Genomic DNA, 24,943 nt, shown 5'->3' with positions numbered 1-24,943 from the left:
GCCTAGCGGTTGACTACGCGCGTAGATATGCTGGTGTGGTGACTATGTCCACTCTTGCAGCCAACGCCCAAGGCGTCGCGGGCAGCGGTCTCGAGGACGTCGCGGCGTCCGAGGCCTCGCTCCGCCGCTTCCTGCACGGCCTGCCCGGTGTCGACCAGGTCGGCCTGGAGGCGCGTGCCGCCATGCTCGGTACCCGCTCGATCAAGACCACGGCCAAGGCGAACGCCATCGACCTGGCCATCTCGATGATCGACCTGACCACGCTGGAGGGCGCGGACACGGTCGGCAAGGTGCGCGCGCTGTGCACCAAGGGCAGGAACCCCGATCCGACCGACCCGACCACCCCGCGCGTCGCCGCGATCTGCGTCTACCCGGACATGGTCGCCACCGCGAAGGCCGCGCTGCGGGGCACCGACATCCAGGTCGCCTCCGTCGCCACCGCCTTCCCAGCCGGCCGCGCCGCGCTGCCGGTCAAGCTCGCCGACACCGCCGACGCGGTCGCCGCGGGCGCCGACGAGATCGACATGGTCATCGACCGGGGTGCCTTCCTCTCCGGCCGCTACCTCGACGTCTTCAACGAGATCGTCGCCGTCAAGGAGGCCTGCCGCCGGGCCGACGGCAGCTACGCCCACCTGAAGGTGATCTTCGAGACCGGCGAGCTGCAGACGTACGACAACGTGCGCCGGGTCTCCTGGCTGGCGATGCTGGCGGGCGCCGACTTCATCAAGACCTCCACCGGCAAGGTCGCCGTCAACGCGACCCCGCCGGTCACCCTGCTGATGCTGGAGGCGGTCCGCGACTTCCGCGCGGCCACCGGCGTCCAGGTCGGCGTGAAGCCCGCCGGCGGGATCCGCACCACCAAGGACGCGATGAAGTACCTGGTGATGGTCAACGAGACCCTCGGCGACGACTGGCTGAGCCCGCACTGGTTCCGCTTCGGCGCCTCCAGCCTGCTCAACGACCTGCTGATGCAGCGCCAGAAGCTGACCACCGGACGGTACTCCGGCCCCGACTACGTGACGGTGGACTGATCACCATGGCCAAGAAGAAGAACACCGAGGAGCCCGTGGCCCAGAAGCCGGCGGGCGGCCTCTTCACGTACGCCCCGGCGCCCGAGTCGCCCGCCGCGGCCGGCGACATCGCCAGCTCCTACGGCCACTTCATCGGCGGCGAGTTCGTCGACTCCTCCGGCAGCGAGGCGCTGAAGACGGTCAACCCGGCCACCGAGCAGGTGCTCGCCGAGTTCGCCCAGGGCACCGAGGAGGACGTCGACCGCGCGGTCGCCGCCGCCCGCAAGGCCTTCGCCGACTGGTCGGCGCTGCCCGGCAGCGAGCGCGCCAAGTACCTGTTCCGGATCGCCCGGATCATCCAGGAGCGCAGCCGCGAACTGGCGGTGCTGGAGTCGATCGACAACGGCAAGCCGATCCGCGAGACCCGTGACGTCGACCTGCCGCTGGTCGCCGCGCACTTCTTCTACTACGCGGGCTGGGCCGACAAGCTGGACTACGCCGGCTTCGGTCCGAACCCGCGCCCGCTGGGCGTGGCCGGCCAGGTCATCCCGTGGAACTTCCCGCTGCTGATGCTGGCGTGGAAGATCGCCCCGGCGCTGGCCACCGGCAACACGGTGGTGCTGAAGCCCGCCGAGACCACCCCGCTGACCGCGCTGCGCTTCGCCGAGATCTGCCGCCAGGCCGGTCTGCCGAAGGGCGTCGTCAACATCGTCACCGGCGACGGCCGCACCGGCGCCGCGCTCACCGCGCACCCGGACGTCAACAAGATCGCCTTCACCGGCTCCACCCCGGTCGGCCGGGCGATCGCCAGGCAGGTGGCCGGCACCCGCAAGAAGCTGTCGCTGGAGCTGGGCGGCAAGGCCGCCAACATCGTCTTCGACGACGCGCCGATCGACCAGGCCGTCGAGGGCATCGTCGACGGCATCTTCTTCAACCAGGGCCACGTCTGCTGCGCGGGCTCGCGCCTGCTGGTCCAGGAGTCGGTCCAGGACGAGCTGCTGGCGGCGCTGAAGCGCCGGATGGGCACCCTGCGGGTCGGCGACCCGCTGGACAAGAACACCGACATCGGCGCGATCAACTCCGCCGAGCAGCTGGCCCGGATCACCGCGCTGACCGAGGCCGGCGAGGCCGAGGGCGCCGAGCGCTGGTCGCCCGCCTGCGAGCTGCCGGGCACCGGCTTCTGGTTCCGGCCGACCGTCTTCACCGGCGTCAGCCAGGCCCACCGGATCGCCCAGGAGGAGATCTTCGGCCCGGTGCTGTCGGTGCTGACCTTCCGCACCCCCGCCGAGGCGGTCGAGAAGGCCAACAACACCCCCTTCGGCCTCTCCGCCGGCATCTGGACGGAGAAGGGCTCGCGCATCCTGTGGATGGCGAACCGGCTCAAGGCCGGCGTGGTCTGGGCCAACACCTTCAACAAGTTCGACCCGACCTCGCCGTTCGGCGGCTACAAGGAGTCGGGCTACGGCCGCGAGGGTGGCCGGCACGGTCTGGAGCCCTACCTGAATGTCGAGGCCCGAGATGTCTGATGTCGTGAGCCGTCTTGATGTCCTCAAGACCTACAAGCTGTACGTCGGCGGGAAGTTCCCGCGCTCCGAGAGCGGGCGGGTGTACGAGGTGACGGACGCGAAGGGCGAGTGGCTGGCCAACGCGCCGCTCGGGACCCGCAAGGACGCCCGCGACGCGGTCCTGGCCGCCCGCGCGGCGGTCAAGGGCTGGGCCGGCACCACCGCGTACAACCGCGGCCAGGTGCTGTACCGGGTCGCCGAGATGCTCCAGGGGCGGCGCGGGCAGTTCGCCGCCGAGGTGGCGCTCTCCGAGGGCGTCGGCCCGAAGAAGGCCGCCGCCCTGGTGGACGCGGCGATCGACCGCTGGGTCTGGTACGCGGGCTGGACCGACAAGGTGGCCCAGATCGCCGGCGGCGCCAACCCGGTCGCCGGCCCGTACTTCAACCTCTCCACCCCGGAGCCGACCGGCGTGGTCGGGATCGTCGCCCCGCAGGCCGGGTACGGGCACTCGCTGCTCGGCCTGGTGTCGGTGATCGCCCCGGCGATCGCCACCGGCAACACCGTGGTGGTGGCGGCCGCGGCCGACGCGCCGCTGCCCGCGCTGTCGCTGGGCGAGGTGCTGGCCACCTCGGACGTCCCGGGCGGCGTGGTCAACGTGCTGTCCGGCCGGACCGCCGACATCGCGCCGACCCTGGCCTCGCACCAGGACGTCAACGCCCTGGACCTCACCGGCGCAATCGCCGCCGACGGTCCCGGCGCGGCGGGCGCGCTGGAGGCGCTGGCCGCGGATACCCTGAAGAGGGTGATCCGCCCGGAGCTGGACCCGTTCGCCCAGGACTGGACCAATGCTCCCGGAACGGACCGGCTACTCTCGTTCCTGGAGACCAAGACGGTCTGGCACCCGATGGGTATCTGACCTCCAGGTCCCCGCAGCGGCCACGCTCCGTGACCGCGAGTTGGCAGACAACTCCACAGACTGGCCGTCCCCAGTGCCCTCTCCCCCCCAGGGCCCGGACGGTCACAGGACGGACCCGCGCCTCTCCCCCCCTGGCGCGGGTCCGTCGACTTTCGTCGCCCCGCCGCCCGCCTTTCGGCGCTGCCGCCCGCCCCCGGCACCCGGCCAGACTGGGCCGACACCGCGCACCGAGGGGGACGACGCTCATGGGAGAGCTGGCGGGCGAGCTGATGGCACTGTTCGCGGACGGGTTCTGGCGCACCTTCCGGGTGTCCCGCGCCCGGCGCCGGCTGGCCGCCGGGCGGCCGGTGCGGATCCCCTGCTCGGCGCGCGCCGACGGGCCGGGCCCGCGGGGCGAGTACGCCGACGGGCGGCTGTGGATCGCCCCCGGCGCCCCGTCCGCCGCCTTCACGGCGCGCGGCCGCGCCCGGATCGAGCTGCCCGCGGGCGGCACCTTCCACGCCCCTGAGCCGGACACCTGGCACGACCAGGACTGGGCCGCCACCGCCTACCTGGCACCCGGCGCCGGGCACCCCGTGTACCTCCAGGTCGACAGCCGGTACCTGCCGATGCTGCACGCCGCGCTGACCGACCCCAAGGCGTTGCAGGACGTGTGATCCGACCGGTTTCGGCAACGGGCCCCGATACGTCAGACTGGTGTCCCGTGAGTGACTCCCCGCTGAACCCTGTGCCGATAGCCCGTGCCCGGGTGGTCCTGCTCTCCGGGCCCTCCGGATCGGGGAAGTCATCGCTGGCCGAGCGCAGCGGCCTGCCGGTGCTCCAGCTCGACGACTTCTACAAGGACGGCGACGACCCGAGCCTGCCGCGGCTGCCCGACGGCTCGGTGGACTGGGACTCCCCGCTGTCCTGGCACCGCGAGCAGGCCGTCGCGGCCATCCGCGCCCTGTGCACCACCGGCCGGGCCGAGGTGCCGGTGTACTCGATCCCGGACAACGGCCGGGTCTCCACCCGGGTGCTGGAGCTCGCCGGGGCCGGCGCGTTCGTCGCCGAGGGCATCTTCGCCGCCGAGATCACCGCCGACTGCGCGGCCGGGGACCTGCTCGGCGACGCCCTGTGCCTGCGCAACGGCGCGCTGACGACCGCCTGGTGGCGGCTGCGCCGGGACGTCCACGAGGGCCGCAAGTCGCTGCCGGTGCTGCTGCGGCGCGGCTGGCGGCTGATGCGGGCCGAGCGCGGCATCGTCGCGCGGCAGGTCGCGCTGGGCGCACACCCGTGCCCGGGGCCGGAGGCAGGGCGGCGGATCCGCGCGGCGGCCGCCGCCGGGGAGCTGTCCACCGTCTGACGCGCGCGTGCGGCGCCCAGGGAACGCGGAACGGAAACGCGGAACGGCGGGCCCGGTGCGTCTCCCCTGCACCGGGCCCGCCGCCTTCCCCGGACGTCCGCGGTCCCCTCCCGGTGCCGCCGCTCCCCCGAGCCGGCGCTACCCGTACCGCGTCCGTCCTGTCACCCGTCCCCCGACGGGATCCCCCGTCCGGTCCCACCCCCACGGCGGACCGGAACGTCTTGATGGCGTTGCGCCGTCGTGTTACGCGACCAGCTCGCCGAACGCCCGCAGGGTGTCGCCCGAGGTGTTCAGCTGCTCGTCGTCGCGCAGCCGGCGCAGCGCGCGCCAGATGCTGCTCTTGACCGTGCCGACGCTGATGCCGAGCACGTCGGCGATCTCCGGGTCGGTCTTGCCCTCGTAGTAGCGCAGCACCAGCATGGTGCGCTGGTTCTCCGGCAGCTTGGCCAGCGCCTGCCAGAGCACGGCGCGCAGCTCGGTGCCGCCCATCGCGTCGGTGTCGCCGACCGTCTCCGGCAGTTCCTCGGTCGGGTACTCGTTGACCTTGCGGCGCCGCCAGGCGGAGATGTGCAGGTTGGTCATGGTGCGGCGCAGGTAGCCACCGACCGCGGCCTTGTCGGTGATCCGGCCCCAGGCGCGGTAGGTGCTGAAGAGCGCGCTCTGCAGCAGGTCCTCGGCCTCGTAGCGGTCACCGGTGAGGTGGTAGGCGGTGGCGTACAGCGAGGCGCGGCGCTCGCGGACGTACGCGGTGAACTCGGTGATGTGGTCCTCGGCGACGGCGGGTCGCTCCGGCTCGGCGGTGGGCGCCGCCGCGGGGCTCAGCCGCAGCAGCGTCGCACCGGCGGCCTCGCGGCCGGCCGACTCCCCCGAGTCGGCCTTCCGCAGGCCGGTCCCCCCGATGCCCCGGTTCCCCCCCAGGGCGTCCTTGCCCTCGACGCGGACGGGGAGGATCCCCCGCAGCGTCAAGGTGCCGGCGGAGTCGGCCGCGTTCCCCCGGCGGCCGATCCCGTACAGCTCCCCCGTCCTGCCGCCGCCGCTCACCCGGCGGGCGACAGTGTTTCCACCGGTGCTGTGCGCGCACCCCCGTACGGTCACGGCACCGGAGCCCTCGTCGGTCCCGGCCGCCGGCCGGGCCTTGAACGCGGTGGCCGATGAACGCGCGGTGCGGACAGCCGGGTTGGTCCGGGTCTGAAGCGTGGCGTTCATCGTGCGCCCCCTTGGTCGGTTCGAGCGGTTGCGTGTGCCGCCGCCCCGGCCGGCCGATTGGCCCGCTGTCCTGCGGCGACATCGAAAATCCTGCCCGCCGGTTGTGATGGCGCTGTCCGTCGACTGTCACAGGGCTGTCACAGGCCCGGGTCCTTGGTCCCCGTGCGCCTCCCGCCGTTGACGGACGCCGGTCACGGGCGTCGCGGTTCCCCCGCGGGCGGTGACCGGACCCGGGCGGGCGGTGGGGGGGTGATTACCCGCTCCGGGTGAGCCAGAATGAGGCCGTGCCTTTCCTCCTTCTGATCGAGGACGACGACGCCATCCGCACCGGCCTCGAACTCGCCCTCACCCGCCAGGGCCACCGCGTGGCCACCGCCGCCTCCGGCGAGGACGGTCTGAGGCTCTTCAAGGAGCAGCGTCCCGACCTCATCGTGCTGGACGTCATGCTGCCCGGCATCGACGGCTTCGAGGTGTGCCGCCGGATCCGCCGCACCGACCAGCTGCCGATCATCCTGCTGACGGCCCGCTCCGACGACATCGACGTGGTGGTGGGCCTGGAGTCGGGCGCGGACGACTACGTGGTCAAGCCGGTGCAGCCGCGCGTGCTGGACGCCCGGATCAGGGCGGTGCTGCGGCGCGGCGAGCGGGAGAACTCGGACTCCTCGGTCTACGGCAGCGTGGTGATCGACCGGGCGGCGATGACCGTCACCAAGGACGGCGCGGACCTCCAGCTGACCCCGACCGAGCTGCGGCTGCTGCTGGAGCTCAGCCGCCGGCCCGGGCAGGCGCTGTCGCGCCAGCAGCTGCTGCGGCTGGTCTGGGAGCACGACTACCTGGGCGACTCCCGGCTGGTGGACGCCTGCGTCCAGCGGCTGCGGGCCAAGGTCGAGGACGTGCCCTCGGCCCCGACGCTGATCCGCACGGTGCGCGGCGTCGGCTACCGGCTGGACCCTCCGGCGTGACCGCCGCGCCCACCGGCCCGGCCGTCCCCGCCGCCCCGGCCGCCTCGGCCGCCCCTCGTCCGGCGCCGGCGATATCCCGCCGCGCGCGCTGACCTCCCGCAACGACAGGTTCCCGTGACCAACCATCAGACGACGGCCCGGTTCTCCTCCGGCCCGTGGCGACGGCTGCGCTCGCTGCGCGTGCGGCTGATCGCGGTGTTCGCCGCGGTCGCGCTGCTCACCGCCGTCTCGGCCTCCGGCATCGCGTACTGGCTGAACCGCGACGCGGTGCTCAAGCGCGCCCAGGACACCGCGCTCAACGACTTCCGGGTCTCGCTCAGCCGCAATGTGTCGGGCCTGCCGCTGAGCGCGACCTGCGAGGACCTGAACGCGCTGGCGGGCACCGTCGCCAGCTCCGGGCTCAGCTACGACGTGGTGGTGGCGGACCCGGCGCTGCCGGACTGCATCGCCTCCTCCAGCCCCACCCAGTACACGCTCGCCAATGTGCCGGCCCCGCTGCAGACCGCGGTCAACAGGCCGCGCGAGATCACCGAGTCCAATCCGTACACCTACCACCTGTACTGGCAGCGGCAGAACCTCGACGGCCGGCCGTTCGTGATCGGCGGCACCAAGGTGGTGCCGACCGGCCCGACCGCGTACATGTTCAAGTCGCTGGAGAACGAGCGGGCCGACCTGAACACGCTCGGCTGGTCGCTGGCGATCGCCACGCTGCTGGCGCTGATCGGCTCGGCGCTGCTCGCGCAGGCGGCCTCGGCGACGGTGCTGCGCCCGGTGCGGCGGCTCGGGGACGCGGCGCGCCGGCTCGGCGAGGGGCATCTGGACACCCGCCTCGAGGTCGAGGGCTCGGACGAACTCGCCGACCTGGCACGGACCTTCAACCGGACCGCGGAGTCGCTGCACGAGCAGGTCGAGGAGCTGAGCGCGCGCGAGGCGCAGAGCCGGCGGTTCGTCGCCGACATGTCGCACGAGCTGCGCACGCCGCTGACCGCGATGACCGCCGTGACGGACATCCTGGAGGACGAGGCGGAGTCGCTGGACCCGATGATCGAGCCGGCGGTGCGGCTGGTGGTCAGCGAGACCCGCCGGCTGTCCGACCTGGTGGAGAACCTGATGGAGGTGACCCGCTTCGACGCCGGCACGGCCAAGCTGGTCGCCGACGAGGTGGACATCGCGGACCTGATCATGTCCTGCATCGATGGCCGGGCCTGGTACGACGCGGTGGAGGTGGACGCGCCGCGCGGGGTGCGGGCGGTGGTCGACCCGCGCCGGCTGGACGTCGTCTTCGCCAACCTCATCGGCAACGCGCTCAAGCACGGCGGCTCGCCGGTGCGGGTGCGGGTGCACGAGGAGGGGGACAGCGTGGTCGTCGAGGTGTCGGACAGCGGCCCCGGCATCCCGGAGGACGTGCTGCCGCACGTCTTCGACCGGTTCTACAAGGCCGACAAGGGGCGGGCCCGCTCGGAGGGCAGCGGCCTGGGCCTGTCCATCGCGATGGCCAACGCGCAGATCCACGGGGGGACCATCACCGCCGCGAACGGCGAGACCGGTGCGGTGTTCACGCTGACCCTGCCGCGGACGCCACCGCCTCCGCCGCCGGCCGACACCGCCTCCGAGGAGCGTGCCCAGTGAGCCGTGTTCGCCTGAACCGTAGGGGCGGCCGGCGCCCGCTGGCCGCCGCCGCGCTGCTGGGGCTGGCCGCGCTGGCCGCCGGCTGCGGCATCCGCCCGACCGCCGTCCCGGTGGACGCGGGCGCGCCGGCCAGCCGGACCGCCTGCCCGACGGTGGCGCGGATACCCACCGCGCCGAGCATGCCGTCCCCGGGCGCCGGGGCGGGCGCGGGCGCGAGCCCGCAGGCCCCGGCGCACGCCGCGGCGGCGGCGCGGCCCGGGTCGGCGGCGGGTTCGCCGACCGGTTCGCCGTCCGGGGCCGCGTCGGTGTCGCCGTCGGCATCGCCGTCGCCCGTCGTGGTGTCGCCGACGCCGCCGGCGGACAACGTGTTCGGCGCGCTGCCGTCGCCCACCGCGTCCACCACGGCGCCCTGCCGGTAGGAGCACCGTCGGCGGGGGCCACGGCCCCCGCCCGGCACCCGGCGCGCGGCGCCGGGTTCACACCGGGCATGGAACCGTCACGCCGCCGGTGCACGTCCTACCCCCCGTGCAGCGAGATGGCACCAGGCCACGCGAGGAGCGGGCCGGCGTGCGGACCGAGACCGGACGGGCGACGGCCGTCCAGCGTTCCCAACGTCCACTACGGGTGGTGGGCCTGCTCGGCCTCACCGTCCACCTGGTGCTGGTGTGCTGGATGGTGCTGAGACCACTGCCGGTGGCCTGGGTCTACGACGCCAACCTGACGCCGCTGGCCTCGCTCCGCTCCTCCAGCGCGGGCCAACTGCTCAGCGAACTGCTGCTGCTCACCCCGCTCGGTGTCTTCCTCCCGCTCGCCGGAGGCCGCCTGACCACCCGGTGGCTCCCGTCCTTCCTCCGCACCACCGGCGCCTCGGCGCTGCTGGCCACGGCGCTGGAGTTCCTCTCCTCCTGGGCCCCGGGCCATGTGCTCAACGTGGACCACATCCTGCTCGCCGTCGCCGGCGTCGCGGCCGTCCATCTCGCCCTGGTCCCCGCCGGCCGCACCTTCCTCCTCCACCGCGCCACCACCCCCCGGACACCGGCACCCGCGCCCGCGGCGGCTCCGGCGGCTCCGGCCGCCGCGCCCAAGTCCGCCGTCTTCGCCGAACCGGTCTCCTCGCACGGGCGTTGAGCGCACCCCTCGCGACCGCCCGGGCGCCGGTCTACGGGTACCACACCATGGACGGCGGCCGGTCGCTGCTCGCCGGGCAGTAGGGCCAGCGGGCTGCGGCGCACGGTCCGGCGTCGATCAACTCGCCCTCCTCGGGGGCGGGCCGGCCGCATTCGAGGCACGACAGCGCGACCTCGGCCCCGGCCTCGCGCAGCCGCTCCGTCCTGCGGCGGAGGTCGGACAGGTAGTGCTCGTCGACGCGGACCGGGGCCTGGTCCAACAGGCACTTGACCTGCCAGAGGCTCAACTCTCCCCTCGCGCGGAGCACCTGGTAGACGGCGAGCCTGCGCTCTCCGACCCGGGTCACGACGGCCTCGAACTGCGGTTCCTCCACGGCCCCTCAGCCCTCTCGGCGGACCCTGCCGCCGACCTCGATCCTTCCCTCGGCCGCGATCCCCGTGACCAACTGCGAGCCCAGTCCCTGGGTGATCGTCAGGCCGCGGCCCAGTTCGGCGGTCAGCAGGATCGCCGCCGCGCCGGTGGCCTCGTCCTCGTCGATGCCGTCGTCCCGGCCGGGGAAGGCCCGGGCGCGGACGGTGCCCGCCGCCTCGTCCTGCCAGGCCCAGGCGTAGATCCACTCCCCCGGCGGCGGCACCGCCAGGGCGTCCACCTCGGCGGGCGTCGCGTGCCGGCGCAGCGTGCGCGGCGGGGCCCAGGCGGCGGGCGCCGCGATCCGGGTGAACGCCCCCTCGCGCCGGACGCCGACCACGCCGGCCGCCGTGACCAGCCGGTCCACCCCGAGCAGCCAGGCGGCGCCGACGCACGGGTGCCCGGCGAACGGCAGGCGCAGGCCGGGCGTGTAGATGTCGATGACGCCGCCCTCCGGGTCGTCGACGAACACCGTCTCGCTGAAGCCGAGTTCCCGCGCGATCGCCTGCCGGCCACGCCGGCCGGGCACGGCGGCACCGTCCCGGACAACGCCCAGCGCGTTCCCGTGCCCACCGTCCGGGCCGCAGAACACGCGCAGCACCTCGTGACCGGTCACCCGTCACTCACCCCCCGCCCGTCGGACCCACCACCGAACCACAAGAAGGCATGCGGCACCAGGTGACCGCTCGGGCCTCCTGTCACCGGGACGCCCCGGCCGCGAGAGATACGCAGCAGCACGCGCTCGGCCGGGCCGGACGGGCCTCGCGCCGCTGAGACACTCCGGCCACGGAAGTCACGCAACGCCACGTGGCCGCTCACAACCGCCCGGCAACCCGGCCATCGCCCGCCACCGGCCGCAGCACGGGTCCGCCGCCGGGCGTCGTGCCGAGGACACGCGGCACCACGCGCCCGCTCACCGCCGCCCCCGGCCCAGGGCCTCCGGCCGGGCGGGGAGCCCGGGTGGCCAGGACCGGACGGGCCTTCTGCCGACGGCGGGCCACCACCAACGTCCCCATACCCATCGCAATCGAGGCGGCACCGGGCCTCGCGCCGAGAACACCCAGCACCACGCGCCCGCTCACCGCCGCCCCCGGCCCAGGGCCTCCGGCCGGGCGGGGAGCCCGGGTCGCCAGGACCGGACGGGCCTTCTGCCGACGATGGGCCACCACCAACGTCCCCATACCCATCGCAATCGAGGCGGCGCCGGGCCTCGTGCCGAGAACACGCGGCACCACGCGACCGCTCACCCCCGACCGGCAGCCCCGCCAGGGCCTGCCACCGGGCCCCGAACGGGCCTCGGGCCCGGGCTCGCCACCGGACCCGCCACCGCCCCCGGCCCAGGGCCTCCGGCCGGGCGGGGAGCCCGGGTGGCCAGGACCGGGCGGGCCTTCTGCCGACGGTGGGCCACCACCAGCGTGCCGATACCCATCGCGATCGAGGTGGCACCGGTGATCGCCATCGGGGTGTTGGTCGACGAGCCGCCGGTGGAGGCGAGGTCGACGGGGGGCGCCGGGGCCGCCACGGTCACGGTGACGGCCGGTGCCGGGGCTGCGGCGGGCTCGCCGGTCGGCGTCGGCGTGGTCTGCGCCGCCGGGACGGCCGCGACCGTGCCCGCCGCGTCCGGCGTCGGGGTGACGGCCGCGAGGCCGACCGCCGGGCCGCCGCCGTTGCCGGACGCGCTCGGTGCGGTGGCCGGCGGCTCGGCGGGGGCGGTCGGGGCGCCGCCGTCCGTGGCGGAGGTGGTGGGCTCGGTGCTCGGCGTGGCGGGCGCGGCGGCCGCCACGGTGACGTCGACCGACGAACTGTTCGCCGGCACCCCGGCGCCGCCGCCGAGGCCGCCCCCGGCGAGCGGCAGGCTGCTTCCGGCGAACTGCACCGACACGACGCCCGCCGGGACGTCCGGCCCGAACGCCAGCCGCACGTTGAGCGTCCGGGACTCGCCGTCCCGCAGCCGGACCACGGAGGCGTCCCGGTCCGGCGCGCGGAGCACCAGCGTGACCGTCCCCGGCGCGCTGCGGCCGTCGTCGGCGGTGGCCGTCAGCCACTGGCCGTCGGAGGTCTGGAAGTCCAGCCCGGCCGCCCCGGCGGCGGGCAGGGCCGCGCCGCGCAGGGTGAGTTCGGGCAGGAAGGCGACGTCCTTGCCGCTGCGGTTGGTGAGCGTCAGCCGGAACGGCCTGGCCTCGCCGCCGGCCGTGAAGGAGCCGGGCACCGCGTCCAGGCCGAGGTACGGCACGCCGGGCGCGGAGGCGGTCGTCGGCGCGGCGGTGGGGCCGGCCGCGACGGTGGTGAACTCCTGGTGCGGGGTGTTCGCCTCGGACGTCCGGTGCTCCGGCGGCAGGGTCGGGTCGGAGACCACCGCCCGGAACCCGCCGGTGGCCCGGCCGGCGGGCGCGTCGGCGGTGGCGGCGAGCCGCAGCCGGTACGTCACGGAGGCACCGGCGGGCAGGCTCAGCCGGGTGGCGAAGGTGTCGAGGTTCCAGGCGGCACCGGTGCCGGCGCCCGGGCTGAGCGCGGCGGGCTTCCAGGCGCCGCCGCCGGGGGCCTGGTAGTCCAGCTTGAGCTGGGTCTCGCGGACGCCGGAGTCGAGGTTGGCGACGGTGAAGCCGGTGGTGACGTCGACCGCGTGGTCGGCGGTGTTGCGCAGGGTGGCGGTGAACTCGGCGGCCGGACCGCCGGCGGTCAGCGCGGCGGGGAAGCCCACGAGGACGGCCGTCACCGGGCCGTGCTGCTCCTGCGGGCCACCGGGCGCCGGCGTGCCCTGGCCCGCGGCCTGCCGCACCGTCCCGGTGGCGCCGCCGGAACGCGGCAGCGCGGCAGCGCCCGGGGCGGCCGCGGTCAGGGCCACGCCCGAGACCAGGGTGGCGGCGGCGGCGAGGGCGAGGGATCTGCGGTGCTGAGTACGCAAGGGAGACCTCACGGAAGGAAGGCGGGCGAACCCGACGAACCGGCAGCAGGCGGTTCGCCGAGGTGGAGGGCCGCTCCGGGACTTTCATCCGGGTCGCTGCTTCGCCCCCCAACCACCAGCGACGGGCGCATCATATCCGAACGCACGGACGCTTCCTGAGCGGTTTTCAAGGGGTGGAAGGGAGGTTCGCCGGACGGATTCGGCGATGACACCGTGACGAAATGGTGAGGACGACTGTCGGCGGGCTCCAGTACTGTGCGCACTCGTCCCCGGCGGGTCCGCCCCGGCGCACCCGCCCGTCCCCCCTGGAACAACAGGAACACCTCGTGAATCTCGACTTCGACGTCGACCCGCTCTTCTCCTGGTACGTCGTGCTGCTCGCGATCAGCGGCATCGCGCTGCTGGTCATCGGCGCCGTCAACCTCGGCGGCCTGAAGATCGGCTGGCGCATCCTCAACGTGCTGGTCGGCCTGGGCTTCACCGGCTACGCGTACTACCTGGCGTTCGTCTTCGAGAGCGGCAAGTACACGCTGTTCTTCAAGGCGTTCATCCTCCCGGTGGCGCTGATAGCCAACGCGGTGAAGGCCCTGCTCACGCGCTCCGAGACACCGGCCGTCCCGTCGGCCCCGGCGCCCTCGCCGTACCAGCCCAACGCCCCGTACCCGCAGGCGTCGCCGTACCAGCCGCAGGCGGCTCAGGCTCCGCAGGGCCCCCAGGCCCCCCAGGCGCCGTACCAGGGCTGAGCCCTGCTGCCCGCCTCCGGGGGCGATCGGACCGGTTGGGTCGCCGGTCGCCCCCGGAGGCGCCTCCGTGCCTCACCTCACGGCGTCAGCCGGTGCACGTCGCGCGGGAAGAGCGCGGTGCGGCGGACGTTGTCCTCCCCCGTCAGCCGCGCCGTCCACCGTTCCAGGCCGAGCGCGAACCCGCCGTGCGGCGGCATGCCGTGGGCGAAGGCGCGCAGGTACCCCTCGTACGGCCCGGCCGGCTCGCCGCGGGCGGCGAGGGCCGCGAGGTAGTCCTCGTACCGGTGCAGCCGCTGGCCGCCGGTGACCAGCTCCAGCCCGCGGAAGAGCAGGTCGAAGCTGTTCGAGTACTCCGGCCGGCCCGGCTCGGGGTGGGTGTAGAACGGCCGCTTGCGCATCGGGTAGCCGGTCACGAACAGGAACGGGCTGCCGTGCTCGCGCCGCGCCCACGCGCCGAGCCACCGCTCGTGCGCGGGCGCGAGGTCCGGTTCGTCGGCGCCCAGCATCCGCATCGCCTCGGCGAAGTGCAGCTGCGGGATCTCGGCCGGGACGGCGGGCGGCTCGACGCCGAGGGTCGCGAGCGCGTCCCCGGCCCGTTCGGCGACCGCCGCGACCATCCCGGCGAGGACGGCGCGCACGACGGCCATCACGTCCCGGTGGTCGGTGACGAAGCCGAGCTCGGCGTCCAGGCTGGTGTACTGGGCCAGGTGGCGGGCGGTGTCGTGGGGCTCGGCCCGGAACACCGGCCCGGTCTCGTAGACCCGCTCGAAAACCCCGACCATCGCCTGCTTGAAGAACTGCGGGGACTGCGCCAGGTACGCCTCCCGTCCGAACCAGTCCAGCGCGAAGACGTTCGCGCCGGACTCGGTCGCCGAGGAGACCACCTTCGGCGTGTGGATCTCGGTGAAGCCGAGTCCGTCGAGCGCCGCCCGGAAGCCGTGCACGGAGGCCGCCGACACGCGGTGCAGCGCCGCCAGCCGGGGGTGGCGCAGGGTGACGGGCGCGCCGTCGAGGATCACCGGCAGCGAGGCGGGGACGGCGGGGCGGAAGAGGTCGAACGGCGGGGCGGCGGCGGGGCGGGAGAGCACCTCGACCTCCGGCCCGGTCAGCTCGACGCCGTTCGGCGCCTGGGGGTTGGCCGTGACGGTGCCGCGAACGCGCAGCACCGTCTCCTCGGGCAGGGCGGCCGTCCCGGCGGGGGCCACCACCTGGGCGAGGCCCGAGCGGTCGCGCAGGACGAGGAAGGTCACCGACTTCAGGGCGCGGCGGCGGTGCAGCCAGCCGGCGAGTTCGACGGTTCCGCCGACGTGGCCCGGCAGTTCGGCGGCCAGGACACGGGCGGTGTGAGTGGTGCTGGAGTGGATCATCGCGGCCCTCCGGGGGCGTCGTGGTGATCCCTTGGGAGTGCGGGCGAGAAGGGGACTCGCGGTGCCACCGCACTTTCGCCGCCGTCGCCGTGGCGGGCGGCGGCCTCGTTCGGCCCGGTGACGGGGGCCGGCCGGCGGGGCATTTCCTCCCCGCACTCGGGAGTGTCTTCCCTCCCGGACGCGAGGCCGCCTTCACAGCAGCCGGCGGCTCTCTCGGCTCGCGGGGCCCGGAGGTACTCGTCTCCGTCGACGTGTTGCGGCGAGGCTAGGACGCCACCGGCCCTCCCGGCAACCGGAATTCCGCCCGGCGGCCACTACCCTGCTGTGGTGACCCGACCGTCCAGCACGCCCTACGACCTGGTGATCATCGGCGGCGGCCCGGCCGGCTGCGCGGCGGCGGTGATGGCGGCGAGCGTCGGACTGCGCTCGGCGCTCGTCGAGCGGCGCGAACCGGGCGCCACCCTGCGGCGCGTCCCGGCGGTGACCAACGTCCTCGGCTTCACCACCGGCACCGCCTTCGCCGACGCCGTCGCGGCCGACGTGCGGCGGGTCGCCGACTCCTGCGACCTCCTGCTCGGCACCTTGGCGACGGAACTGCGCGCCGACGACGAGGGCGTCACCGTCCGCCTCGCTACGGGAGCCGCCGTCCGAGGCCGCTACGCGATCGCCGCCACCGGCGTCCGGGCGGCCCTCCCGCACGAGGCCGGCTGGCTCACCTCCACCGTGGACGCCCCGCCGCCGATCTGGGAGGCCGACCCCGCCTGCCTGACCGGCCGCCGCACCCTCGTCCTCGGCGCCGACCGCCCTCTCGGCACCCTGCTGCGCGCCCACCCCGGCACCCCGCTCGACCTGGTCGTCCCCCACCCGCCCGCCGACGCCTACAAGGCCGACGAGGTGCGGTCCGACCCGCGCGCCACCCTCCTGGAACTCGACACGCTCTCCCTCCGCCCCACCCCCGAAGGCCACATCGCCGCAGGCCGGTTGGGCACCTTCACCCCCAACGCCGTCTTCGTCAACCTCGGCGTCCGCCCGGCCACCCTCCCGGGCGACCTCACCCCGGCCCTCGACGGCTATTGCCCACCCGACCGCCAGCACCCCCGCATCCTCCCCGCCGGCGACCTCCGCTCCCCCCGCGCCCAACGCATCATGACCGCCACCGGCTCCGGCGCCGAGGCCGCCCTCCACGCCTACTACGCCCTCCGCCTGGGTCGTTGACGGCGGGAGTGGAAAGTCGGCCGGACCGACTCCCCACTCCCGCCGGCGCGCTGCCACCTGGACGGGCGGAGGCCGCGGACACCGCTACTGCTCGGGCGCCCCTACGCGGGGCACTGCCGGGCCCCGGGGCGGGAGCGGGCGGCTCAGCACCAGGTTCGTCGTCGTGGTGCCGTACTGGGCCAGCTCGTCGACGATCTCCTCCAGGTGCCCCATCGACGTCGTCGCGACCCTCAGCACATAGCCGTCGTCCCCGATCATCCGCAGGCACTCCAGGATCTCCGACCGCTCCTCCAGCAACCGCCGCAGCGGCTCGTGCCGCGCCGCCGGCCCCGGGTACGTCAACCGGACCACCGCCGCCACCGGGTATCCCGTGCGCTCCAGGTCCACCTCGGCGCGGTAGCCGGTGATCACGCCCGCCGCCTCCAGCCGCCGCACCCGCTCCGTCGTCGCAGACGCGCTCAGGTTCACCCGGCGCGCCAACTCCGTGAACGCGATTCGCCCGTCCTCCTGGAGCTCGGCCAGGATCGCCCAGTCCGTCGCATCAAGAATCTCGGTCATGAGCCCAGATTGCCGCTGATTCCACGGCTGAACAACCCCCTGACCGGTAGATGTCACATCCGGCAATCCGCCCGACACCGGCGCTTGCCCCTGCCCCAGGGGCAGGGCGCACAGTGGGCTCCGTGCACGAGGACTTGATCACCGTCGGAGAGCTCGCCACCCTCACCAGGCTCAGCCCCAAGGCGCTGCGCCTCTACGGGGAGCGCGGGCTGCTGACGCCCGCCCATGTCGACCCGCACACCGGGATCCGCCGCTACGGCCTCGCCCAGGTGGAACGGGCGCGCCGGATCGCGCTGCTGCGCGCCGTCGGCATGCCGCTGGCGCGGATCGCGGCCGTGCTCGACGCCGGTGGAAACGAGTCCGCACGCCTGCTCGACGCCTATTGGGACGAGCAGGAGGCCGCGCACCGGGCCCGCCGACAGGCGGTGGGCTACGCCCGGACAGTAGTCATCGGAGGGAAATCGACCATGTACCGGATCGCCGAACGCGACGTCCCCGAACAGAAGGTGCTCTGCATCCAGCGGACCGTCAACGGCGCCGCTCTCGTCCGCTTCCTCAACGAGGCGGGCGAGCAGCTCGTCGTCCACCTGGAGTCGAGTGGCGCCCGCCTCTCCGGGCCGATCTTCAGCATCTTCCACGGGTACGTGAGCGAGGAGTCGGACGGCCTCGTCGAGGTGTGCGCCCCGACGGTGGACGCCGTCGAGCCGACCGGCCGGATCGCCGTACGGATCCACCCCGCCCACCGCGAGGCATACACCGAACTCACGAAGGAGCACAAGGACTTCGGGACGGTGGCGGCCATCCACCACGCCGTCGGCGCATGGGTCGAGGAGCAGGGGTACGAGCGCAGTGGCGGCAACCGGGAGGTGTACTACCCGAACTTCGAAACCGCCGAGCCGCACGAGCACACCTCGGACGTCACCGTCCCGTTCCGTCCCCGCACGGACGCGTAGCGCCTACGCCTCCACCTGGCGCAGCCGCCCCGGCAGGGCCATCAACTGCCGCTGCTCGTCGGGATTGAGCGGCGCCGGCAGCTCCGCGTTGGCGGGCTCCGCCGGCTCCGCGCAGCGGGCGAGCACGGCGACGCCCGGGTCGCCGACCTCGGCGAGGTGGTCCTGGTGCCCTAACCCCTGGGCGGTTCCTGGAGGCACGGGGTGATGACGACGAAGGCCAGCGCGTCGCCGCCTTCCCCGCTCTTCACGGACACCCGGTGGCGGCTCTCGGGGTGGCGGGCGTCGACCAGCGCGTGCGGCGTCCCGTCGGTCGTCACACGGAAGTCGGTGACCTCGAACCCGTCGCCCAGCAACCGATCGCGGGCCCTGCGCACCACCTCGGCGTGCCGGGCGTTCGGGGTGTCCGACCTCACGCCGTAGATCAACTCGTAGCGGTCTTCGAAGAAGGGCTCACCCTTCTTCCCCAAGCACCGGCTGAAGTTGGTGCCGGCCGGTTTGTCGTTCAGCCGGACCTCAAGGACCAGCGCCAGTTGCTCCACCACGTCACGCGCCCACGCCACCGCGTCCGCACGGGACTTGACGGGCAGCGGGACGTCCTTGCCGCCGCCGGGTCCCGAGGACGTGCACGCTCCGAGGGTCGCGGCCAGCAGTGCGGCGCCCAGCAGTCGGTGCCGATGGTCCGCCATTGCGGTCTCCCCCCAGAGACGACGGGCGCGCGTCCGCGCTCAGAATAGAACCGCCCGGAGCCCATGGGAATCCCGGGCAATCGAACGGCCGTGCGCGGGAAGTCGGGCGGGCCGACTTCCCGCTCCACGCGCCCGGCAATCTCCGGGCCGACCCTGAGGGGAACCCTGAGAGGGGGTCGTGCGCGGTCAGTACGCAGGTCGGGGGTGGGATCGGCTTGCGGGGGGACGTTCCCGGCGGGGCGGCGGCGGAGTATGGAAGTACGCCAGCCGGAGAGCCCGGAAGACGGCATCACCAGAGCAACGGAGTTCGCCATGAGCCGCCTCGCCCGCCCCCGCCACAACCGCGTCATCGCCGGCGTCTGCGCCGGGCTCGCCGAGCGTTTCGGGCTCACGCCGTGGACGATGCGCGCGATCTTCCTGGCCTCCTGCCTGCTGCCCGGCCCGCAGTTCCTGATCTACCTGGCGCTCTGGCTGCTGCTCCCGCAGGAGCCGTGACGCCGGGCACCGACGACGCGGGGGGCCGCCCACTCCCCCCGACGGGAGCGGGCGACCCCCCGGCCGTGCCGTGCGGTGGCGCGGGCGGGCCGGGTCAGCCGGTGAGGCCCGGCAGCGGAAGGGTCTGGGCGAGCGAGCCGAGCGGGGTCTTGTCGAGGCCCGGCACGGTCGGCAGGGCGGACCGGTTGCCGGTGGCGCCGGCCGGGGCGCCGGTGGCCTGGCCCACGCTCGGGGCGAGGCTGCCGAGGGCGCTGCTGACCTTGTCGGCGATCGGCAGCTTGCCGGCGGCGTCGGTGAGGGCGCCGGTGGCGGCCGGGTTGGTCAGCAGGTTGGTCGGGAGCCCGAGACCACCGGTGGCGGTGGCCGGGGCGGCGGACGCGCCGCCGGCGCCGACCGCGGCGATCGCGATGCCGAGCGCGGCGGTGCCGGCGGCCTTGAGAGTGGCCTGCTTCATGTGGTTCCCCTTGGGTCCTCGTCCGGTGGCCGACACGCGCGGCCGGCGCGACGGGGCCCGCCGCCACCGCCTGTCAGCAATGACGCGCACACCGTAGTGAGGCGATCGCGCGGGGTTCAACGCGATTCACCCGCCCGAGCGAGAAGTCGGATGAACGCCAACCCCCTTGGTGGGCAGTGGCGTTCATCCGACCACAGCGACCCCGCTCAGCTTCCGGCGCTGAACAGCCACTCGGCCTTGAGCTCGGCGTAACCCGGCTTGATCACGTCGTTGATCATCGCGAGCCGCTCGTCGAACGGCAGGAAGGCCGACTTCATCGCGTTCACGGTGAACCACTCCAGGTCCCCCAGCGTGTAGCCGAAGGCCTCGACCAGGTGCGCGAACTCGCGGCTCATGCTGGTGCCGCTCATCAGCCGGTTGTCGGTGTTCACGGTGACCCGGAACTTCAGCCGGCTGAGCAGCCCGATCGGGTGCTCGGCGTACGAAGTGGCCGCGCCGGTCTGCAGGTTGGAGGTCGGGCACATCTCCAGCGGGATGCGCTTGTCGCGCACGTACGCGGCGAGCCGGCCCAGCTTGACGGTGCCGTCCTCCTCGACCGTGATGTCGTCGACGATCCGCACGCCGTGGCCGAGGCGGTCGGCGCCGCAGCACTGCAGGGCCTCCCAGATCGACGGCAGGCCGAAGGCCTCGCCCGCGTGGATGGTGAAGTGGTTGTTCTCGCCCTTGAGGTAGTCGAAGGCGGCCTGGTGGCGGGTGGGCGGGAAGCCCGCCTCGGCGCCGGCGATGTCGAAGCCGACCACGCCGGCGTCGCGGTGGCGGTTGGCCAGTTCGGCGATCTCCGACGAGCGCGCGGCGTGCCGCATCGCGGTGATCAGGGTGCCGATCCGGATGCGGTGGCCGGCGGCGCGGGCGTTGGCCTCGCCGAGCCGGAAGCCCTCCTGGACGGCCTCGACGACCTCGTCCAGGGTCAGGCCGCGCTCCAGGTGCTGCTCGGGGGCGTAGCGGACCTCGGCGTAGACGACGCCGTCGGCGGCGAGGTCCTCGGCGCAGTCGGCGGCGACCTTGATCAGGGCCTCGCGGGTCTGCATGACGGCGCAGGTGTGGGCGAAGGTCTCCAGGTAGCGGACCAGCGAGCCGGAGTCGGCGGCCTCGCGGAACCAGGTGCCGAGGTCCTTGGGGTCGGTGGCCGGGAGGCCCTCGTAGCCGACGGCGGCGGCCAGCTCGACCACGGTCTCGGGGCGCAGGCCGCCGTCGAGGTGGTCGTGCAGGAGCACCTTCGGCGCGCGGGCGATCTGGTCGGGGGTGGGAATCCGGGGGCCGGTGCCCGCGGTGGTGACGGGGATCTGCTTCTCCATTGCGGGAGTGTAGCTCCTACGCGCGTAGACAGGCCACCGTCCAGGGGCCCGAATCACCCAATGTCCACCGGGAATTCCACCAAAGGGACGATCCGGGCAACCTACCCGCCGGTCCGCGCCCCGGAACGCCGCCGCGAGCCCGGTCGCGCGCCTCCGTCACGCGCCCCTCGGCGGCACACCCTCGACGGCGCGCGCGCAAGGGCGCGCCCGCAACGGCGCGCCCTCAGTCGTGCGCCAGCAACCGCCCCCGCCGCGACAGCACGAAGTCCCGGAACGCCGCCGCCGGCGGCGTCAGCGGCCGCCCCGCCGCCCACGCCAGCCCGATCGCCCGCCGGGTGCGCGGCGCCGTCACCTCCAGTTCCACCACCCCCGGCCGCGGCACCAGCGCGGGCGGCAGCAGCGCCACTCCCAGCCCGGCCGCCACCAGCCCGCGCAGCGTCTCCGCCTCCTCCCCCTCGAACGCGATCCGCGGCGCGAACCCGGCCTCCGCGCAGAAGCCGTCCGTGATCGCCCGCAGCCCGTAGCCCGGCTCCAGCCCGACGAACGGCTCCTCGGCCACCTCCGCCAGCCGGATCCGGCGGCGCCCGGCCAGCCGGTGGTCCGCCGGGACCACCAGGTGCAGCCGCTGCTCGTCCAGTCGGCGGGCGGCCAGCGCCGGGTCGTCGTCCGGGACCGGCGCGACCAGGCACAGGTCCAGCTCCCCCGCGCGCAGCCGCTCCAGCATCGCGCCCACGTAGTCCTGCACCAGCTGGAACCGCACCAGCGGGTACGCCGCCCGGAAGTCCCGCAGCAGGGCGGGCACCGCGTCCGTCCCCATGGTGTGCAGGAAGCCGAACGCCACCCGGCCGGTCGCCGGATCGGCCTCCGCCCGCGCCGCCTCGGCGCCGCGCTCGACCTCGGCCAGCGCCCGCTCCACCGAGGCCAGCAGCAGCCGGCCCGCCCGGGTCAGCCGGACCGTCCGGCCCTGCCGGGCCAGCAGGTCGACGCCCAACTCCGCCTCCAGCCGGGCCACCGCCCGGGACAGCGTCGGCTGCGGCATCGCCAGCAGCGCCGCCGCCTGCGTCACGTGCTCCAGCCGGGCGACCGCCGCGAACTGGGCGAGCAGCGGGGCGAATTGCACCGCGGGCAGCTCCGGTCCCAGCTCCGCGAGCCGGGTCGGCTCCGCACCAGTGGCCATCATGCCCTCCTGTCGTCACCACATGCTCTGCTGATACGCCTGCGCATGGATTATGGACGTTTCATGCATTGGACGCATCAACCTGGCCGGTTCTAACGTCGACGTCATGCAGCCCTCCAGTACCGGGGCGTCCGCGGCCACGCCGGACGCCCTCACCCTGCCGATGCCCCGCGCCGACGAACGCCACCGTCCCGGCCAGCGCTCCTTCCGCCGCGCCAACCTCGCCCTGTTCGCGGCCGGTATCGCGACCTTCGTCCTCCTCTACTCCACCCAGGGCCTGCTGCCGGTCCTCTCGGACGACCTCGCCCTCACCCCCGGCCAGGCCAGCTGGACGGCCTCCGCCGCCACCCTCGGCCTGGCCCTCGCCCTGCTCCCCGCGAGCGCGCTCTCCGACCGGTACGGCCGCACCACCGTGATGACGGCCTCCACCCTCGCCGCCTCCACCCTCGCGCTCGCCCTGCCGTTCGCGCCGGACCTCACCACACTCGTCGTGCTCCGGGTGCTCCAGGGCGCCGCGCTCGCCGGACTGCCCGCCACCGCGATGGCCTACCTCGCCGAGGAGGTCCACCCCTCCGCGCTGGCCTCCGCGATGGGCCTGTACGTGGCGGGCAACAGCATCGGCGGCATGGGCGGACGGCTGCTCTCCGGCTGGGTCGCGGCCGGCTTCGGCTGGCGCTGGGGGCTCGCCGCCTCCGCCGCCCTCGCCCTGCTCGCCGCCCTGGCGTTCCGGCTGCTCATCCCCGCCGCCCGGCACTTCACCCCGGCCCCGGTGGACGCCCGCGCCCTCGCCCGCACCGTCGGCCGGCACCTGCGCAACCCGCTGCTGCTGCGGCTGTACGCGCTGGGGCTGCTGTTCATGGCCGTGTTCGGCGCGGTCTACAACACCGTCGGCTACCGGCTGATCGGCGCGCCCTTCCACCTGCCGGAGTCGATCGCCGCCTCGATCTTCGTGGTGTACCTGGTCGGCACCGGCACCTCCGCCGCCGCGGGCCGCCTGGCCGCCCGGCTCGGCCGCCGCGGCGCGCTGTACGTCGCGATCGGCACCACCGCCCTCGGGCTACTGCTCTCCCTCGCCGACTCCCTGGTCCTCACCCTGCTCGGCCTGGTGCTGATCACCGCCGGCTTCTTCGCCGGCCACGCCACCGCCTCCGCGGCCGTCGGCCGCACCGCCACCGAGGGCCGCGCCCAGGCCTCCGCGCTCTACCTGATCGCCTACTACCTGGGCAACAGCCTCGGCGGCACCATCGGCGCCGACGCCTACCACGCCACCGGCTGGCCCGGCGCCGCCGCCATCGGCCTCACCGCCATGACCCTCGCCGCCGCCATCACCCTCTACGCCACCCACCAGGCCCACACCGCCACCCGCAGGGGCGAAGGACTGCCGGGTGGACTCCCCGCCCGGTAGCGCCGCTGCGTGGAAGACCAGAGGCACCGCCGTCAGCCCCGCTCGCCGAGCACGCCGGACCAGGACCAGGAATGGTTCTGGAGTCCGGCCTGGCAGGGCAAGGAAGCCGAGGCCGACCAGGCCCTTGGCCCACCCGGCGGTCTGCTCACGTACGCCTGATCCGGCGCACCCGAGCAGACCGCCGGCCGGACGTCACGTCAGGCGATGCGGTCCAGGACGATCGGGGTCGGGGTGAACGGGGTGCCGGCGGGGGCGACGTCGATGCCGCCGGTGAGAGCCTCAAGGGCGTAGTCGAAGCGCTCGGGGGTGTCGGTGTGCAGGGTCAGCAGGGGCTGGCCGGCCACCACGGTGTCGCCGGGCTTGGCGTGCATCTCGACGCCGGCGCCGGCCTGCACCGGGTCCTCCTTGCGGGCGCGGCCGGCGCCGAGGCGCCAGGCGCAGACGCCCACCGCGTAGGCGTCCAGCCGGGTGAGCACGCCGGACGCCGGGGCCGGGACGACGTGCCGCTCGCGGGCGACCGGCAGCGGGGCGTCGACGTCGCCGCCCTGGGCGGCGATCATGCGGCGCCAGTGGTCCATCGCCGAGCCGTCGCGCAGCGCGTCGGCCGGGTCCTTGCCGTGCACGCCCGCGGCGGCGAGCATCTCGCGGGCCAGCGCCAGGGTGAGCTCGACGACGTCGGCCGGGCCGCCGCCGGCCAGCACCTCGACCGACTCGCGGACCTCCAGCGCGTTGCCGGCGGTGAGGCCGAGCGGGGTGGACATGTCGGTGAGCAGGGCGACGGTGTTGACGCCGGCCGAGGTGCCGAGGCCGACCATGGTGCGGGCCAGTTCGCGGGCGTCGTCGATGTTCTTCATGAAGGCGCCGGAGCCGACCTTCACGTCGAGGACCAGCGCGCCGGTGCCCTCGGCGATCTTCTTGGACATGATCGAGGAGGCGATCAGCGGGATCGCCTCGACGGTGCCGGTGACGTCGCGCAGCGCGTACAGCTTCTTGTCGGCCGGGGCGAGGCCGTCGCCGGCGGCGCAGATGACCGCGCCGGTGTCCCGCAGGACCGCCAGCATCTCCTCGTTGGACAGCAGGGCGCGCCAGCCGGGGATGGACTCCAGCTTGTCGAGGGTGCCTCCGGTGTGGCCGAGGCCGCGGCCGGACAGCTGCGGGACGGCGGCGCCGCAGGCGGCGACCAGCGGGGCGAGCGGCAGGGTGATCTTGTCGCCGACGCCGCCGGTGGAGTGCTTGTCGCTGGTGGGCTGCGCCAGCGAGGAGAAGTCCATCCGGACGCCGGAGCGGATCATCGCGTCCGTCCAGCGGCTGATCTCGCCCGGGTTCATGCCGTTCAGCAGGATGGCCATGGCCAGGGCGGACATCTGCTCGTCGGCGACCTCGCCGCGGGTGTAGGCGTCGATGACCCAGTCGATCTGAGCGTCGCTCAGCTCTCCGCGGTCGCGCTTGGTCCTGATGACGGAGATGGCGTCCATGGTTGCTCCATTGCTCCCGGATGGGGTTCGGAAAAGCGAAGAGTGTCGC

27 protein-coding genes are annotated in these 24,943 nt (G+C 74.3%); 15 read left to right on the top strand and 12 right to left on the bottom strand.

The annotated features are described in order from the left end of the window. Nucleotides 1-44 precede the first annotated feature (44 nt). The 5 genes from deoC (at nucleotide 45) to ACFZBX_RS12340 (ending at nucleotide 4,773) form a co-directional block, all read left to right on the top strand. The gene (gene deoC, locus ACFZBX_RS12360) at nucleotides 45-1,031 is read left to right on the top strand and encodes a deoxyribose-phosphate aldolase (RefSeq protein WP_391533365.1); all 987 of its coding nucleotides are present in this window, start codon (nucleotides 45-47) and stop codon (nucleotides 1,029-1,031) included. Between the two features lie 5 nt (nucleotides 1,032-1,036). Continuing rightward, nucleotides 1,037-2,536 carry an aldehyde dehydrogenase family protein gene (locus tag ACFZBX_RS12355; protein ID WP_391533364.1) on the top strand — a complete coding sequence of 500 codons (1,500 nt, stop codon included), beginning with the start codon at nucleotides 1,037-1,039 and terminating at the stop codon, nucleotides 2,534-2,536. Next, entirely contained in the window at nucleotides 2,529-3,431 is a 903-nt protein-coding gene (locus ACFZBX_RS12350; RefSeq protein WP_391533363.1) for an aldehyde dehydrogenase family protein, read from the top strand. Before ACFZBX_RS12355 ends, ACFZBX_RS12350 begins: the two co-directional genes overlap by 8 nt. A 245-nt stretch (nucleotides 3,432-3,676) precedes the next feature. Continuing rightward, nucleotides 3,677-4,087 carry a hypothetical protein gene (locus ACFZBX_RS12345; RefSeq protein ID WP_391533361.1) on the top strand — a complete coding sequence of 137 codons (411 nt, stop codon included), beginning with the start codon at nucleotides 3,677-3,679 and terminating at the stop codon, nucleotides 4,085-4,087. 47 nt (nucleotides 4,088-4,134) lie between these two features. Beyond that, entirely contained in the window at nucleotides 4,135-4,773 is a 639-nt protein-coding gene (locus ACFZBX_RS12340; protein ID WP_391533359.1) for an ATP-binding protein, read from the top strand. A gap of 243 nt (nucleotides 4,774-5,016) precedes the next feature. On the opposite strand, the gene ACFZBX_RS12335 is transcribed toward ACFZBX_RS12340, so the two are convergent. Beyond that, on the bottom strand, nucleotides 5,017-5,979 hold the full coding sequence (locus ACFZBX_RS12335; protein WP_391533358.1) for a SigE family RNA polymerase sigma factor: 963 nt from the start codon (nucleotides 5,977-5,979) through the stop codon (nucleotides 5,017-5,019). 284 nt (nucleotides 5,980-6,263) lie between these two features. On the opposite strand from ACFZBX_RS12335, the gene ACFZBX_RS12330 reads away from it, so the two are divergent. The 4 genes from ACFZBX_RS12330 to ACFZBX_RS12315 all read left to right on the top strand — a co-directional run bounded on the left by ACFZBX_RS12330 (nucleotide 6,264) and on the right by ACFZBX_RS12315 (nucleotide 9,698). After that, the gene (locus ACFZBX_RS12330) at nucleotides 6,264-6,941 is read left to right on the top strand and encodes a response regulator transcription factor (protein ID WP_030300621.1); all 678 of its coding nucleotides are present in this window, start codon (nucleotides 6,264-6,266) and stop codon (nucleotides 6,939-6,941) included. Nucleotides 6,942-7,055: 114 nt separating this feature from the next. Beyond that, on the top strand, nucleotides 7,056-8,570 hold the full coding sequence (locus tag ACFZBX_RS12325) for an ATP-binding protein (protein WP_391533356.1): 1,515 nt from the start codon (nucleotides 7,056-7,058) through the stop codon (nucleotides 8,568-8,570). Further along, nucleotides 8,567-8,989 (top strand): hypothetical protein, encoded by a 423-nt coding sequence (locus tag ACFZBX_RS12320; protein WP_391533355.1) that lies wholly within the window; start codon nucleotides 8,567-8,569, stop codon nucleotides 8,987-8,989. Before ACFZBX_RS12325 ends, ACFZBX_RS12320 begins: the two co-directional genes overlap by 4 nt. 148 nt (nucleotides 8,990-9,137) lie before the next feature. Beyond that, entirely contained in the window at nucleotides 9,138-9,698 is a 561-nt protein-coding gene (locus ACFZBX_RS12315; protein WP_391533353.1) for a VanZ family protein, read from the top strand. A 31-nt stretch (nucleotides 9,699-9,729) separates the two neighbouring features. Here the strand turns inward: ACFZBX_RS12315 and ACFZBX_RS12310 are convergent, their stop codons facing one another. The 3 genes from ACFZBX_RS12310 to ACFZBX_RS12300 form a co-directional block, all read right to left on the bottom strand. After that, nucleotides 9,730-10,071 carry a hypothetical protein gene (locus ACFZBX_RS12310; RefSeq protein WP_391533351.1) on the bottom strand — a complete coding sequence of 114 codons (342 nt, stop codon included), beginning with the start codon at nucleotides 10,069-10,071 and terminating at the stop codon, nucleotides 9,730-9,732. A gap of 6 nt (nucleotides 10,072-10,077) precedes the next feature. Further along, complete coding sequence (locus ACFZBX_RS12305; protein ID WP_391533349.1) at nucleotides 10,078-10,722, bottom strand: PhzF family phenazine biosynthesis protein; 645 nt, start codon at nucleotides 10,720-10,722, stop codon at nucleotides 10,078-10,080. Nucleotides 10,723-11,349: 627 nt separating this feature from the next. Beyond that, nucleotides 11,350-13,011 (bottom strand): hypothetical protein, encoded by a 1,662-nt coding sequence (locus ACFZBX_RS12300; protein ID WP_391533347.1) that lies wholly within the window; start codon nucleotides 13,009-13,011, stop codon nucleotides 11,350-11,352. A gap of 326 nt (nucleotides 13,012-13,337) precedes the next feature. On the opposite strand from ACFZBX_RS12300, the gene ACFZBX_RS12295 reads away from it, so the two are divergent. Then, a complete protein-coding gene (locus ACFZBX_RS12295; protein WP_391533346.1) occupies nucleotides 13,338-13,754 on the top strand; it encodes a hypothetical protein in 417 nt (138 codons plus the stop codon). Between the two features lie 77 nt (nucleotides 13,755-13,831). Here the strand turns inward: ACFZBX_RS12295 and aspS are convergent, their stop codons facing one another. After that, entirely contained in the window at nucleotides 13,832-15,121 is a 1,290-nt protein-coding gene (aspS, locus tag ACFZBX_RS12290) for an aspartate--tRNA(Asn) ligase (RefSeq protein WP_391533345.1), read from the bottom strand. A 327-nt stretch (nucleotides 15,122-15,448) separates the two neighbouring features. Between aspS and ACFZBX_RS12285 the strand changes: the two genes are divergently transcribed. Continuing rightward, on the top strand, nucleotides 15,449-16,336 hold the full coding sequence (locus ACFZBX_RS12285; RefSeq protein ID WP_391533344.1) for an FAD-dependent oxidoreductase: 888 nt from the start codon (nucleotides 15,449-15,451) through the stop codon (nucleotides 16,334-16,336). An 84-nt stretch (nucleotides 16,337-16,420) separates the two neighbouring features. Here ACFZBX_RS12285 and ACFZBX_RS12280 read toward each other — a convergent pair whose 3' ends face one another. Further along, nucleotides 16,421-16,894 (bottom strand): Lrp/AsnC family transcriptional regulator, encoded by a 474-nt coding sequence (locus tag ACFZBX_RS12280; protein ID WP_391533343.1) that lies wholly within the window; start codon nucleotides 16,892-16,894, stop codon nucleotides 16,421-16,423. 122 nt (nucleotides 16,895-17,016) lie between these two features. Between ACFZBX_RS12280 and ACFZBX_RS12275 the strand changes: the two genes are divergently transcribed. Further along, nucleotides 17,017-17,847, top strand: a complete 831-nt coding sequence (locus ACFZBX_RS12275; protein ID WP_391533341.1) for a MerR family transcriptional regulator — start codon at nucleotides 17,017-17,019, stop codon at nucleotides 17,845-17,847. 3 nt (nucleotides 17,848-17,850) lie between these two features. Here the strand turns inward: ACFZBX_RS12275 and ACFZBX_RS12270 are convergent, their stop codons facing one another. Beyond that, complete coding sequence (locus tag ACFZBX_RS12270) at nucleotides 17,851-18,045, bottom strand: hypothetical protein (RefSeq protein ID WP_391533339.1); 195 nt, start codon at nucleotides 18,043-18,045, stop codon at nucleotides 17,851-17,853. Beyond that, nucleotides 18,018-18,533, bottom strand: coding sequence for a hypothetical protein (locus tag ACFZBX_RS12265; RefSeq protein ID WP_391533338.1), 516 nt, complete (start codon nucleotides 18,531-18,533; stop codon nucleotides 18,018-18,020). Before ACFZBX_RS12265 ends, ACFZBX_RS12270 begins: the two co-directional genes overlap by 28 nt. 312 nt (nucleotides 18,534-18,845) lie before the next feature. Between ACFZBX_RS12265 and ACFZBX_RS12260 the strand changes: the two genes are divergently transcribed. Next, nucleotides 18,846-19,028 (top strand): PspC domain-containing protein, encoded by a 183-nt coding sequence (locus ACFZBX_RS12260; RefSeq protein WP_391533336.1) that lies wholly within the window; start codon nucleotides 18,846-18,848, stop codon nucleotides 19,026-19,028. A gap of 94 nt (nucleotides 19,029-19,122) precedes the next feature. Here ACFZBX_RS12260 and ACFZBX_RS12255 read toward each other — a convergent pair whose 3' ends face one another. The 3 genes from ACFZBX_RS12255 to ACFZBX_RS12245 form a co-directional block, all read right to left on the bottom strand. Further along, nucleotides 19,123-19,482 carry an ATP-binding protein gene (locus ACFZBX_RS12255; RefSeq protein ID WP_391533334.1) on the bottom strand — a complete coding sequence of 120 codons (360 nt, stop codon included), beginning with the start codon at nucleotides 19,480-19,482 and terminating at the stop codon, nucleotides 19,123-19,125. 206 nt (nucleotides 19,483-19,688) lie between these two features. Beyond that, complete coding sequence (locus tag ACFZBX_RS12250) at nucleotides 19,689-20,837, bottom strand: adenosine deaminase (protein ID WP_391533333.1); 1,149 nt, start codon at nucleotides 20,835-20,837, stop codon at nucleotides 19,689-19,691. Nucleotides 20,838-21,060: 223 nt separating this feature from the next. Next, nucleotides 21,061-22,014 (bottom strand): LysR family transcriptional regulator, encoded by a 954-nt coding sequence (locus ACFZBX_RS12245; RefSeq protein ID WP_391533332.1) that lies wholly within the window; start codon nucleotides 22,012-22,014, stop codon nucleotides 21,061-21,063. Between the two features lie 106 nt (nucleotides 22,015-22,120). On the opposite strand from ACFZBX_RS12245, the gene ACFZBX_RS12240 reads away from it, so the two are divergent. Both ACFZBX_RS12240 and ACFZBX_RS12235 read left to right on the top strand, forming a co-directional pair. Beyond that, the gene (locus ACFZBX_RS12240) at nucleotides 22,121-23,419 is read left to right on the top strand and encodes an MFS transporter (RefSeq protein ID WP_391533331.1); all 1,299 of its coding nucleotides are present in this window, start codon (nucleotides 22,121-22,123) and stop codon (nucleotides 23,417-23,419) included. Nucleotides 23,420-23,428: 9 nt separating this feature from the next. Next, nucleotides 23,429-23,578 (top strand): hypothetical protein, encoded by a 150-nt coding sequence (locus ACFZBX_RS12235; RefSeq protein ID WP_391533329.1) that lies wholly within the window; start codon nucleotides 23,429-23,431, stop codon nucleotides 23,576-23,578. Nucleotides 23,579-23,616: 38 nt separating this feature from the next. On the opposite strand, the gene ACFZBX_RS12230 is transcribed toward ACFZBX_RS12235, so the two are convergent. Next, on the bottom strand, nucleotides 23,617-24,894 hold the full coding sequence (locus ACFZBX_RS12230; protein WP_391533328.1) for a thymidine phosphorylase: 1,278 nt from the start codon (nucleotides 24,892-24,894) through the stop codon (nucleotides 23,617-23,619). Nucleotides 24,895-24,943 lie beyond the last annotated feature (49 nt).

The sequence above is a fragment of the Kitasatospora sp. NPDC008115 genome (assembly GCF_042957205.1).
In the GTDB taxonomy this organism is placed as follows: domain Bacteria; phylum Actinomycetota; class Actinomycetes; order Streptomycetales; family Streptomycetaceae; genus Kitasatospora.
The sequence above is the reverse complement of the archived record's forward strand: the minus strand, read 5'-3'. Positions and strand labels throughout refer to the sequence as shown.

Bases quoted from the DNA above. Each gene is read 5' to 3' on its own strand.
- ACFZBX_RS12245 (WP_391533332.1), bottom strand. From the start codon at position 22,014: ATGGCCACTGGTGCGGAGCCGACCCGGCTCGCGGAGCTGGGACCGGAG.
- ACFZBX_RS12335 (WP_391533358.1), bottom strand. From the start codon at position 5,979: ATGAACGCCACGCTTCAGACCCGGACCAACCCGGCTGTCCGCACCGCG.
- ACFZBX_RS12260 (WP_391533336.1), top strand. From the start codon at position 18,846: ATGAGCCGCCTCGCCCGCCCCCGCCACAACCGCGTCATCGCCGGCGTC.
- ACFZBX_RS12250 (WP_391533333.1), bottom strand. From the start codon at position 20,837: ATGGAGAAGCAGATCCCCGTCACCACCGCGGGCACCGGCCCCCGGATT.
- ACFZBX_RS12280 (WP_391533343.1), bottom strand. From the start codon at position 16,894: ATGACCGAGATTCTTGATGCGACGGACTGGGCGATCCTGGCCGAGCTC.
- ACFZBX_RS12345 (WP_391533361.1), top strand. From the start codon at position 3,677: ATGGGAGAGCTGGCGGGCGAGCTGATGGCACTGTTCGCGGACGGGTTC.
- ACFZBX_RS12230 (WP_391533328.1), bottom strand. From the start codon at position 24,894: ATGGACGCCATCTCCGTCATCAGGACCAAGCGCGACCGCGGAGAGCTG.
- ACFZBX_RS12265 (WP_391533338.1), bottom strand. From the start codon at position 18,533: ATGGCGGACCATCGGCACCGACTGCTGGGCGCCGCACTGCTGGCCGCG.
- ACFZBX_RS12240 (WP_391533331.1), top strand. From the start codon at position 22,121: ATGCAGCCCTCCAGTACCGGGGCGTCCGCGGCCACGCCGGACGCCCTC.
- aspS (WP_391533345.1), bottom strand. From the start codon at position 15,121: ATGATCCACTCCAGCACCACTCACACCGCCCGTGTCCTGGCCGCCGAA.
- ACFZBX_RS12355 (WP_391533364.1), top strand. From the start codon at position 1,037: ATGGCCAAGAAGAAGAACACCGAGGAGCCCGTGGCCCAGAAGCCGGCG.
- ACFZBX_RS12255 (WP_391533334.1), bottom strand. From the start codon at position 19,482: ATGAAGCAGGCCACTCTCAAGGCCGCCGGCACCGCCGCGCTCGGCATC.
- ACFZBX_RS12350 (WP_391533363.1), top strand. From the start codon at position 2,529: ATGTCTGATGTCGTGAGCCGTCTTGATGTCCTCAAGACCTACAAGCTG.
- deoC (WP_391533365.1), top strand. From the start codon at position 45: ATGTCCACTCTTGCAGCCAACGCCCAAGGCGTCGCGGGCAGCGGTCTC.